We start from the raw sequence: 11,783 nt of genomic DNA on the forward strand, positions 1-11,783 counted from the left end.
GCAGCAGGCTAACCGCATTTTCCTGCGCACCCGACCAAAGTCCTGACGAGACAAATTGACACATCAATAGCAAGGCTTCTAACCTAGCGATCAGACATTGTAAATTGGTATTACCAATTTTCCAATGCCAGCATCCGATGGCTGACCTCCATCACGCTGCAAGACCTTTCGATCAGAAAGGCTTGAGCTGGTGAACTGTGCGATTCGTCCACCATGCGCACGACACAGAACACCGGGCCTTACCAAAAACAATTAGGGGCCACCTACATGCAGACTTGGCAACAACTCTATACACCTCTGGGCAGCCTGGGCCTTTCCGCCACCGCTGCGCTCATCCCCATCGTCTTCTTCTTTCTGGCACTGGCCGTCTTCAGGCTCAAAGGCCATGTCGCGGGCAGCATCACACTGGCGCTGTCGGTTCTGGTTGCGATCTTCGCCTTCCAGATGCCTGCCGACATGGCTCTGGCCGCCGCTGGATACGGGTTCGCCTATGGCTTGTGGCCCATCGCATGGATCATCGTCGCGGCGGTTTTTCTCTACAAACTGACAGTCAAAAGCGGCCAGTTCGAGATCATCCGCAGTTCGGTCATGTCCATTACCGATGACCAGCGCCTGCAAGTGCTGCTGATTGGTTTCTGCTTCGGTGCCTTCCTGGAAGGCGCAGCCGGTTTCGGCGCGCCAGTCGCGATTACCGCAGCCTTGCTGGTCGGGCTGGGGCTCAACCCGCTGTATGCCGCCGGCCTGTGCCTGATCGCCAATACTGCTCCCGTAGCCTTTGGCGCTCTGGGCATTCCGATCATTGTGGCCGGGCAGGTTTCGGGGATCGATGCGTTCAAGATCGGCGCCATGGCCGGCCGCCAGCTACCGCTGCTGTCAGTGTTCGTGCCGTTCTGGCTGATGTTCATGATGGATGGCGTACGAGGTGTCAAAGAAACCTGGCCTGCCGCACTTATTGCCGGCTTCAGCTTTGCAGTCACCCAGTATTTCACCTCCAACTTCATTGGCCCCGAGTTGCCGGACATCACTTCGGCGCTGGTCAGCATCGTGTCGCTGACACTGTTCCTGAAAGTCTGGCAGCCGCAACGTGCTTCGGACGCGGTCGTCGTCAGCGGTGGCTCGGCAGCTGTCGCGGGCAGCTCCGGTGGTTTCGGCCAGCCACGCACCACCGTCAAGTCGCCCTACAGCCTGGGCCAGATCATCAAGGCCTGGTCGCCCTTCCTGATCCTGACCGCCATGGTCACGGTCTGGACGCTCAAGCCCTTCAAAGCGATGTTCGCGGCGGGTGGTGCTCTGCAAGCCTGGACCATCAACATCGCAGTCCCGTATCTGGACCAATTGGTGATCAAAGGCACGCCCATCGTTGCCAAGGCCACCGCCATGCCAGCGGTCTACAAGTTCGACCTGATCGCCGCGTCGGGCACAGCGATTCTGTTCTCGGCCATCCTGGCCATGATCGTCTTGCGCATCAGCCCTAAGATTGGTCTGACCACTTTTAAAGAAACCCTGATCGAGCTGCGCTGGGCCATCGTCTCCATTGGCATGGTGCTGGCCTTCGCCTTCGTCATGAACTACTCGGGCATGTCCTCGACACTGGCGCTGGTGCTGGCTGGCACGGGCTCTGCGTTCCCGTTCTTCTCGCCGTTCCTCGGCTGGCTGGGCGTGTTTCTGACGGGCTCCGATACTTCGGCCAATGCCTTGTTCGGTTCCCTGCAAGCCACTACTGCCCACCAGATCGGCGTCAGTGACGTGTTGATGGTCGCCGCCAACTCCAGCGGTGGCGTGACCGGCAAGATGATTTCGCCGCAATCCATAGCCGTGGCCTGCGCCGCGACAGGGCTGGTCGGCAGGGAATCGGACCTGTTCCGCTTCACCCTCAAGCACAGCCTGTTTTTCGCCACCATCGTGGGCTGCATCACTTATGCACAGGCCTACTGGTTCACCGGCATGATCGTTCACTGATTACAAAAAGACGCGAAGCCCTGACGCCGGCCCCAACCACCGGCGTCAGCCATTCATGCCCTGAGCGGATAACCGGGCCCACCCGGAGAAACACCTGATGAGCGAGCTTTTCTACAACGCCTCACCCAATGCCACCCGCGTCGCGCCACCGCGTCATGGGCCACGGCAATACCCGACTGAAAAACCGCAGCGGGTTTACCTGTTCGGCACCTGCGTGGTCGACCTGTTTTTCCCTGACGCCGGGATGGACGCCATTCACCTGCTCGAACGCGAAGGTATCCAGGTCGACTACCCTCAAGAACAAAGCTGCTGCGGACAACCGGCCTACACCAGTGGCTACACCGAGCAGGCCCGGGAAGTGGCACGCGCTCAACTGGCGCTGTTCGCGGGGGACGATCCGGTCATCGTGCCTTCTGGCTCTTGCGCCGGAATGTTTCGCGAACATTATCCCGAACTGTTCAAGGACGAGCCTCACACCCTTGAGCAGGTTCGCGCCCTGGCTGCACGAACCTATGAGCTGACCGAATTCCTGCTGTTCGTCTGCAAGACCCGACTGAACGATCAAGGCCAACCGATCAAGATTGCCCTGCACACCTCCTGCTCGGCGCGTCGTGAAATGAACACCCACCTGCATGCTCGCGAACTGCTGTCGCAACTGGGCAATGTCGAGCGTGTGGATCACGATCATGAAAGCGAATGCTGCGGCTTCGGTGGGACATTCAGCGTGCGCATGCCGGATATTTCCGGAGCGATGGTGGCCGACAAGACACGCGCCCTGAAGGAGTCCGGTGCAGACCAGATTCTCACCGCCGATTGCGGCTGCCTGATGAACATCAACGGCTCACTGGAAAAACAACGCGAATCCCTGCGCGGCCTGCATCTGGCCAGCTTCTTGTGGCAACGTACCGGAGGACAGCGATGAACACGCAAACCCGGATTCCGGCCGTGGAAGTCGAGACAGACTTCCGCTCCCGCGCCCATCAGGCCCTTGGCGACACCCAGTTGCGCGGCAACTTCCGACGCGCCATGGACTCGCTGATGACCAAGCGTGCAGCAGCCTTCAGCGACCCCGAAGAACGTGAAGACCTACGCGAACTGGGCAATGCGATTCGTGCACGGGCCTTGTCCAGGCTGCCGGATCTGCTGGAGCAGCTTGAACGCAATCTGATCCGCAACGGCGTGAAGGTGCATTGGGCCGAAACCGTCGAGCAGGCCAATGACATCGTGCTCTCCATCGTCAACGCCCACGAAGCCAGACAGGTGATCAAAGGCAAGTCGATGGTCAGCGAAGAGATGGAAATGAACGACTTCCTGGGCGAGCGCGGCGTCGAGTGTCTGGAAGCGGACATGGGCGAATACATCGTGCAGATGGACCACGAAAAGCCCTCGCACATCATCATGCCGGCCATCCACAAGAACGCCGGTCAGGTGGGAAAACTGTTCCATGAAAAGCTGGGTGTCGATTACACCACCGACGTCGACCAGTTGATCCAGATCGGCCGTCGTGTGCTGCGCCAGAAATTCTTTGAAGCGGATATCGGCGTCTCCGGCGTCAACTTCGCGATAGCCGAAACCGGCACCTTGCTCCTCGTCGAGAACGAGGGTAACGGGCGTATGGTCACCAGCGTACCACCCGTGCATATCGCCGTGACCGGCATCGAGAAAGTCGTCGAAAACCTGCGCGACACCATCCCCTTGCTGTCACTGCTGACCCGCTCGGCACTGGGCATTCCGATCACGACCTACGTCAATATGATCTCCGGCCCGCGCAAGCCCCACGAACTGGATGGCCCGCAGGAAGTGCATCTGGTGCTGCTGGACAACGGCCGCACCCAGGCCTTTGCCGACAGCGAATTGCGCCAGACCCTGAACTGCATTCGTTGCGGCGCATGCATGAATCATTGCCCGGTCTATACCCGCGTCGGCGGCCACACCTACGGCGAGGTGTATCCCGGCCCCATCGGCAAGATCATCACGCCGCACATGGCGGGCCTGAGCAAAGTGCCAGATCACCCCAGCGCCTCATCGCTCTGCGGTGCATGTGGCGAAGTCTGCCCGGTGAAGATCCCGATTCCCGCCTTGCTGCGCCGCCTGCGCGAAGAAAACGTCAAGGCACCGGATGCACCCGACCGCGTGATGCGCGATCAGGGTCGCAAGTACTCGCGCAAGGAACGCCTGATCTGGAATGCCTGGTCGAAACTCAATACCTCGCCGGGCCTGTATCGCGCATTCGTTTACCTCGCCACACGCTTACGCAGCCTGATGCCTGGCGATGTCGGGCCATGGACACAAAACCATAGCGCCCCAAAGCCCGCAGCCCGCTCCCTGCATGAAATGGCACGCGAGCATCTGAAAAAGCGGCCCGGAGAACTCTGATGAGCGCCAAGCAAAACATCCTCGCCAAACTGCGTCAGAGCCTGACAGGAACGACGCCGATTACTGACAATTTCAATGAAGCCCTGGTGACAGCCCCCTGGACCTACGCTCCTGAAGAGCGGGTCGCCCAGCTACGCAAGCTGATGGAGGCCGTGCATACGGAAATCCACCTGTGTACGGAATCGGACTGGCCCCGAAGGCTTGGCGAACTGGTGCATGATCGCCAACTGCCCAGCCTGCTGATCGCACCCGGCACCGTCCATGGGCAGCGTGTCGCCGGACACTGGGCGACGCGCCCCGAACTGCCACCGCTCAAGACTTACGACCGCCCCATCGAGCAATGGAAGAAAGAGCTGTTCGATGACACACCAGCCAGTTTCACCGGCACCGTCGGGGCGATTGCTGCGACTGGCAGCCTGATCATCTGGCCGACCCGCGAAGAGCCGCGCTTGATGAGCCTGGTACCGCCTGTGCATTTCGCCCTGCTCAAGGCCAGCGAGATCTACGACAACCTCTGCGAAGCCCAGCGCAAACAGGACTGGACCGGCGGCATGCCGACCAATGCCCTGCTGGTTTCCGGCCCCTCCAAGACTGCCGATATCGAACAGGTGCTGGCTTACGGCGCCCACGGCCCCAAAGACCTTGTGGTCCTGATAGTGGAAGACGCATGAGCCTGTCAGAAAACTTCATCCGCGAAGCCCGACGCCTGATCCCCGAAAACCGCCGCTTCGACGATCCTCTTTCGACACTGGCCTTCGGCACCGACGCCAGCTTCTATCGGCTGATCCCCAAGCTGGTGATCCGGGTCGAGTCCGAAGACGAAGTGGTGGCCCTGCTCAAGCTGGCCCAGACCGAAAAAGTCCCGGTGACCTTTCGCGCAGCAGGCACCAGCCTTTCCGGCCAGGCCATCAGCGATTCGGTATTGCTGGTGCTGGGCGATAACTGGAACGGCCGCGAGGTCCGCGAACAGGGCGCGCAGATTCGTCTGCAACCCGGCGTCATCGGCGCACAGGCCAATGCCTGGCTGGCGCCGTTCGGACGCAAGATCGGGCCGGATCCGGCATCGATAAACGCCTGCAAGATCGGCGGCATCGTCGCCAACAACGCCAGCGGCATGTGCTGCGGTACAGCGCAAAACACCTACCACACGCTGGCAGGAATTCGTCTGGTGCTGGCTGATGGCACACGCCTGGATACCGAAGACCCGGCCAGCGTGCAGGCCTTTCGCGCCAGCCATATCGTCTTGCTGGAACAACTCGCCCACTTGGGCCGAAAAACCCGCGCCAACACCGAACTGGCCGCCAGAATTCGCCACAAATACCGCCTGAAAAACACCACGGGCCTGTCACTCAACGCCCTGGTGGATTTCGATGAGCCACTGGATATCCTCAGCCATTTGCTGGTCGGCTCCGAAGGCACGCTGGGCTTCATCAGCGCCGTGACCTACAACACCGTGCCCGACCATCCGCACAAGGCCTCGGCCTTGATCGTCTTCCCGGACGTGGAAACCTGCTGCAACGCCGTCACCGTACTAAAAAGCCAGCCGGTCGCCGCCGTCGAACTGCTGGACCGACGCAGCATGCGCTCGGTGCAGGACAAACCCGGCATGCCAGCCTTTGTCCGTGAACTCTCGGAAAGCACCTGCGCGTTATTGATCGAAGCACGGGCAGCATCCAGGGTTTTGCTGCATGAACAACTGGCACAAATCATGGCGTCGCTGGCGTCCTTCCCCGTCGAGAAACAGGTCGACTTCACCGAAGACCCGCTGGAAAACGCACGCCTCTGGGCCATTCGCAAAGACACCTTCCCCGCCGTCGGAGCCGTACGCCAGACCGGCACCACGGTCATCATCGAAGACGTCACCTTCCCGGTCGAACAACTGGCCATTGGCGTGCGCCGCCTGATCGCGCTGTTCGACAAACATCACTATGACGAAGCCATCCTGTTCGGCCATGCGCTGGAGGGCAACCTGCACTTCGTCTTTACCCAGGGCTTCAACAACCCCGAAGAAATCGCCCGTTATCAGGCCTTCATGGAAGACGTTGCAGAGCTGGTGGCCGTGGAGTTCGGCGGTTCACTCAAGGCCGAGCACGGGACCGGGCGCAACATGGCACCCTTCGTCGAAAAGGAATGGGGCAGCGACGCCTATCAATTGATGTGGCAACTCAAACGCCTGCTCGACCCCAACGGCATTCTCAACCCGGACGTGGTGCTCAGCAACGACCCGCAGATCCACTTGAAGCACCTGAAACCGCTGCCCGCTGCTGACGAAATCGTCGACAAGTGCATTGAGTGCGGCTTCTGTGAACCGGTCTGCCCTTCCAAAGGCCTGACCTTGAGCCCGAGGCAACGCATCGTCATCTGGCGCGACATTCAGGCGAAAAAACGCGCCGGAACCGACACCCAGAAACTGGAGCGCGATTACCACTATCAAGGGATCGACACCTGCGCCGCCACCGGCCTGTGCGCCCAACGCTGCCCGGTTGGCATCAACACCGGCGAACTGGTCAAAAAGCTGCGCCATCAGGAAGCACACCATGCCAGGACAGCCAACTGGCTGGCGCACAACTTCAAGACAGCGGTACAAGGCGCACGCTTTACCCTGCATGCCGCCAACGGCGCGCGCATGCTGCTGGGTGCGCCGCGACTGGCAAAACTGTCAGCAAAACTGAGCAAGCTTTCAGCCGGCCGCATCCCGCAATGGACACCGGCCATGCCACAGCCGGAACAGGCCATACGCTTCACCCCGCCCATCGAGGACCAACGTCCCAGAGTGGTTTATCTGGCAGCCTGCGTCTCTCGCGTGATGGGGCCTGCGGCCACTGATCGCGAGCAAACCTCACTGCTGGACAAGACCCGTGGCCTGCTGGAAAAAGCCGGTTATCAGGTCGTCTTCCCGGACAATCAGGACAGCCTGTGCTGCGGCCAGCCTTTCGCCTCAAAGGGCTACAACCAGCAAGCCGACGAGAAACGCCAGGAACTGCTGGCCGCGCTGATCAAAGCCAGCCGCGGCGGGCTGGACCCGATCTATTGCGACACCAGCCCTTGCACCCTGCGACTGGTACAAGACCTCAAGGACACACGCCTGGATCTCTACGACCCGGTGCGATTCATCCGCACGCACCTGCTGGACAAACTCACCTTTACCCCGCAACAGGAACCCATTGCCGTTCACGTCACCTGCAGCACCCAGCACCTTGGCGAAAGCCAGGCACTGATCGAACTGGCTCGCCTGTGCAGCGTCAACGTGGTCATCCCGGAAGGCATACATTGTTGCGGATTCGCCGGAGACAAAGGCTTCACAACGCCCGAACTGAACGCCCACGCCTTACGCTCTCTCCAGGGTGCGGTGCAGTACTGCAACGAAGGCATCTCCACCAGCCGCACCTGTGAAATCGGCCTCTCGCAGCACAGCGGCATCGACTATCACGGGCTGGTTTACCTGATCGACCGGGTGACGCAGGCGAAATCCGCATGATGGCAACAGGCATTACAGGCATGAAAATAAATAGAACCCCTGCGTTTCAGCACAGTCCACCCTTGTAAGCCCGTATTTGAATGGGCTTCCCCAACCCATGGGCAAAGAGCCCAAGCGACCGGTAATCAAGGAGAGACATATGAAGCGTACCGCCCTGACTGGACTACTCCTCAGCTCTGTCATGCTGGCTTCCCCGGTGTTCGCCGCCGATGACTTGTGCGGCAGCAACTTGCAGACCATCAAGGACGCCCAGGTTTCCACCAACGTGAACCTGAGCCCCGACCTGAAACAGTCCCTGGCAAAAACCGAAACCGACGCACGGGCCGCCCAGGCCAAAGGCGATAAAAAAACCTGCATCGAACTGACCACCCAAGCCATCACCGAACTGAAAAACCTCGGCTCGGGCAGCGAAGGCGGCAACCGGTAAGAAAGCGCCTGACAAGGCCAGCCAGCGCGCTGGCCTTGTCGGCAAAGCAAGACGCGGGTCGACGCGCCCCATCAATTGGCGTAGACTCCCGCCCAATGACTGCGAAAGCAGTCTCGGGGCCGATTAGGATTCGACGCCGGTGATGAAACTTTAGGTGCATGCCGACTTGGTAACAGAAGTCGTAAATCCACTGTTGCAACTTTCTATAGTTGCCAATGACGAAAACTACGAGGGCTACGCTCTCGCTGCGTAAGCGGCGCGACTAGCTCTTCTGGTAGCTTCGGCTCCAGCAATCATCAGGGGATGCCTGTAAACCCGAAATGATTGTCATATAGAACAGGATCGTCGCCTAGTACGTTGTGGACGAAGCGACTAAAACTTACACAGCTCGCCCAAAGCACCCTGCCCGTCGGGTCGCTGAGGGTTAACTTAATAGACACGGCTAAGCATGTAGTACCGACAGCGGAGTACTGGCGGACGGGGGTTCAAATCCCCCCGGCTCCACCACACAAGCCATACAAATCAAGCACTTAGCGTTTCTCGCAAGTGCTTTTTTTGTGCCTTTTGGGGCCGTTTTGGCTGGGTAATGCCAGCTTAATGACAGCATGGAGATATTTATGCGTGGAAGCGCTAACCCATGTGCGCCTCATGCCAGCTCTCTACCTGGGCTCTGTATTCATAGCCAGCAATCTCACCTTCACTTCCTGCGCCAGGCTCACGGCTAACTTACTTCAAGGTGCGTTTAATACACCATTTCTGATGACGCACATCGACCCATCGCGTACATTTAGGGTCACACCATGGGATGTGTGGCAGATTTCTGATTTGCGCCTGAATCGCATCGATCCAGACCTTGCCAAGGAATGCCCTGATGCATATTGCGATAGACAAAGCACCTATGACCTCAAGAACCCCCCCCCTGAAACTGTTCAAGTCGCGACCTATCGTGCCGCTTGAGGAGATTTATGCCTACGAATCCTTGTGGCTGAATCAGGGCGCGTGGTTTGCCAATTTAGCCAGCCTTTTCAGAGACAACCCCGGCGCTATCCCATCAGATTTGGTAGATGAAAGGAATGCGGCTATCGCTCATGAAAGACTCATGAGTGAGATAGGGAGTGAACAGCTGGCGAGGACCGGGATACGGGTCCATGGCGCAGGGGAGTATCCTCAAAAGCTCAGGGATGCAGACCATCCGATCCAGCTCCTTTATTACCGTGGTAATTGGGAGTTGGTGGATACCCCCGCCGTCGCAATTGTTGGGACTCGAGCTCCGTCTGATGAAGGTGCGTTTAACGCAGGATTGATTGCGCACAAGTTGGTAAAGCACGGATTCACAATCGTATCAGGCTTGGCAAAGGGAATTGATACGGCCGCACACACTGCCGCTCTGCAGGCTGGGGGCAATACGATTGCAGTAATTGGAACCCCCCTGAACGAGTATTACCCTAAGGAAAACCGTGAGCTCCAAGACTTAATTGCTCACGAGCATCTTGTCATCTCTCAGGTACCCTTCCTCCGCTATCGCGACCAAAACTTCAAGACGAATAGACTATTTTTTCCAGCTCGAAACGTTACGATGTCCGCCCTTACTAGCGCGACAATCATTGTTGAGGCTGGCAATACCTCTGGAACGCTTGTGCAGGCTCGAGCTGCCCTGGCTCAAAAGCGGAAGCTGTTCATCCTGGATAGCTGCTTTAGACGTGATGATTTAACTTGGCCATCGAGATTTGAAAAACTCGGTGCCATCAGAGTCAAGAACGTAACTGATATTATTGGAATGCTCACGGATGACAAGACTGACCAAGCTGGACAATGATGAACGCTATTATCTTTCCGATGACGATCATTGTTACCACTACGGAGAGTACACCTCAGGTGGTGGCTTCAAAGCGAGTGTTACAAATCAACAGATCTGGAATCTGAAAAGCAAGCCGACTTCAACGGACAAGGTTCTGTACTACAAAGGAAAGGCGATTGACTACTGGGCAACCATGATTCTCGGATCGCTTGATTTGGCCGCAGCAGCCGCGAATACGACCTTTGTGCCCATGCCTTGCTCTAAACCGATCGGCCACCTCGAATACGATGATCGCATGCTAAAAATTCTACATAAACTTTTGGCCAAGCATCCCGGCTTAGATGTTCGACCAGTGCTCATTCAAACTAAACTACGGGAAAGCCAGCATGAAGGGCTTCGTAAATCCCCTGATGAACTATCAGAGACGCTCGCACTAGATCCGACGTTCTTGGCTGCCCCATTAAAATCGCGAGTAGTGATTGTAGATGACGTCATTACACTCGGTGCCTCCTACACTGCTGCTAGAAGGATTCTTCAGAAGGTGCCAAGTGTACAAATCGTGGTCGGAATCTTCTTGGCAAAAACCGTTTGGGCACCAAGTGAACTCGATGACTTCCTAAATTCTTTGTAACGAATATAGGCACTATGCCGACCGATCCAGTGCCCCCCCTAGCACCAAAACCGAAGCATTTTCCCTTGGCTCAGTAGTGGCTATGGACTTTATTTCGCTCACACCAACACCTTCAAAGCGCGCTGATATAAGGCTTCACGATCAGCAAGACCGTTGGTGCCACCATTGATGCGCCTGGTGATCAACAGGAAATCCCCCTTGTCAGCCAAGGCATTCAGCCTTGCCCGATCCCAGAACCAGGCTGCGGACATCGCGGCATGCTCAGGCTGTTCAAGCAGCTCTGGATGGTTGAGCAGATCCAATCCCAGCGCCTCGCCACAGGCGTCATAGTTCGCCCGCCCCGTCACCTGAATAAGCCCTCGCCCCCGATAGAGCTGGCCATCACCATCAGCGGCCGGCGTGTTGCCCAGGTTCTTCGCCAGCTTGCCCGTATCGTACTTCTTCAAGTAGTCGTCATTGCCCAGCTCGCGGACGTAGCGCAGTTGGCCGGACTCATGGCCGATCTGCGCGATGAACGCTGCGATCCGCAGCGGGGTGATGATCTGGTATTTGCCCATGGCCGCATTGAGCGCAGGAACAAAAACGCCGGCTTTAGAACCGGCGTTGGGGAGTATCTGCAGGAGCTGCTGTTGCGTGATCGACATTCACTTTTCTCCAGGTAATAAAAAGCCCGCTCGGAGGCGGGCGCTGGTGTTCTGCTGGGGTCAGGCCGGAATAGCTGGCCAGTTGATTGCTGCCGGATACCCGGGCTGCTCGGGCAGGCGGATCAGAGCGACGCGGTATTTCTTCCAGGCTTTGAGCAACGCAATCTCTGCATCTGTCGCATCATCGATGTCGACGGCGTCTTGAAGCGGCGCAATTGCGTAATCAGCCGCAGCTCGCAGAGATGCAATCTTGTTCGCGATATCTGTCACGGCCTGATCAGCCGCAGCTTTTTCCTTCATTGCTTTGGTGATGAGCTTGCTCCAGTCGATGTTCATGCCTCTGGCTCCGCTGCTGATTCCTGAACTGAAATATCCGCCGAGGAGCTGACGGGGAGCGGCGCAGGGAATACGACTGGGCCATCGCCGACATTGAGCAAAGGGTCAGGAAACGCTTGCGCCTGGCTGTAGTT

General features: G+C 58.1%; 10 protein-coding genes and 1 other RNA gene. 9 read left to right on the top strand and 2 right to left on the bottom strand.

Going from position 1 to position 11,783, the window contains the following annotated elements; genetic code table 11:
• Positions 1 to 267: 267 nt before the first annotated feature.
• The 9 genes from JL015_RS26390 to JL015_RS26430 all read left to right on the top strand — a co-directional run bounded on the left by JL015_RS26390 (position 268) and on the right by JL015_RS26430 (position 10,669).
• The gene (locus JL015_RS26390) at positions 268 to 1,959 is read left to right on the top strand and encodes a lactate permease LctP family transporter (protein ID WP_201020554.1); all 1,692 of its coding nucleotides are present in this window, start codon (positions 268 to 270) and stop codon (positions 1,957 to 1,959) included.
• Between the two features lie 97 nt (positions 1,960 to 2,056).
• Positions 2,057 to 2,881 carry a (Fe-S)-binding protein gene (locus JL015_RS26395; RefSeq protein ID WP_201020555.1) on the top strand — a complete coding sequence of 275 codons (825 nt, stop codon included), beginning with the start codon at positions 2,057 to 2,059 and terminating at the stop codon, positions 2,879 to 2,881.
• Positions 2,878 to 4,335 (top strand): LutB/LldF family L-lactate oxidation iron-sulfur protein, encoded by a 1,458-nt coding sequence (locus JL015_RS26400; protein WP_201005561.1) that lies wholly within the window; start codon positions 2,878 to 2,880, stop codon positions 4,333 to 4,335. Before JL015_RS26395 ends, JL015_RS26400 begins: the two co-directional genes overlap by 4 nt.
• The gene (locus JL015_RS26405; RefSeq protein WP_201020556.1) at positions 4,335 to 5,006 is read left to right on the top strand and encodes a LutC/YkgG family protein; all 672 of its coding nucleotides are present in this window, start codon (positions 4,335 to 4,337) and stop codon (positions 5,004 to 5,006) included. Before JL015_RS26400 ends, JL015_RS26405 begins: the two co-directional genes overlap by 1 nt.
• Positions 5,003 to 7,813 carry an FAD-binding and (Fe-S)-binding domain-containing protein gene (locus JL015_RS26410; RefSeq protein ID WP_201020557.1) on the top strand — a complete coding sequence of 937 codons (2,811 nt, stop codon included), beginning with the start codon at positions 5,003 to 5,005 and terminating at the stop codon, positions 7,811 to 7,813. The genes JL015_RS26405 and JL015_RS26410 overlap by 4 nt, the downstream gene beginning before the upstream one ends.
• 139 nt (positions 7,814 to 7,952) lie before the next feature.
• A complete protein-coding gene (locus JL015_RS26415; RefSeq protein WP_025258473.1) occupies positions 7,953 to 8,240 on the top strand; it encodes a hypothetical protein in 288 nt (95 codons plus the stop codon).
• Between the two features lie 115 nt (positions 8,241 to 8,355).
• Positions 8,356 to 8,747: a transfer-messenger RNA gene (gene ssrA, locus JL015_RS26420) on the top strand.
• A gap of 364 nt (positions 8,748 to 9,111) precedes the next feature.
• Complete coding sequence (locus JL015_RS26425) at positions 9,112 to 10,056, top strand: DNA-processing protein DprA (RefSeq protein WP_201020558.1); 945 nt, start codon at positions 9,112 to 9,114, stop codon at positions 10,054 to 10,056.
• A complete protein-coding gene (locus JL015_RS26430; RefSeq protein ID WP_201020559.1) occupies positions 10,028 to 10,669 on the top strand; it encodes a hypothetical protein in 642 nt (213 codons plus the stop codon). Before JL015_RS26425 ends, JL015_RS26430 begins: the two co-directional genes overlap by 29 nt.
• 98 nt (positions 10,670 to 10,767) lie before the next feature.
• Here JL015_RS26430 and JL015_RS26435 read toward each other — a convergent pair whose 3' ends face one another.
• Together JL015_RS26435 and JL015_RS26440 are read right to left on the bottom strand one after the other, a co-directional pair.
• Positions 10,768 to 11,313: a glycoside hydrolase family 19 protein gene (locus JL015_RS26435; RefSeq protein WP_201020560.1), complete on the bottom strand. Its 546-nt coding sequence runs from the start codon at positions 11,311 to 11,313 to the stop codon at positions 10,768 to 10,770.
• Positions 11,314 to 11,373: 60 nt separating this feature from the next.
• Positions 11,374 to 11,649 carry a tail fiber assembly protein gene (locus JL015_RS26440; RefSeq protein ID WP_201020561.1) on the bottom strand — a complete coding sequence of 92 codons (276 nt, stop codon included), beginning with the start codon at positions 11,647 to 11,649 and terminating at the stop codon, positions 11,374 to 11,376.
• Positions 11,650 to 11,783 lie beyond the last annotated feature (134 nt).

The sequence above is a fragment of the Pseudomonas cichorii genome, assembly GCF_015471405.1.
Lineage (GTDB): Bacteria > Pseudomonadota > Gammaproteobacteria > Pseudomonadales > Pseudomonadaceae > Aquipseudomonas > Aquipseudomonas serbiensis.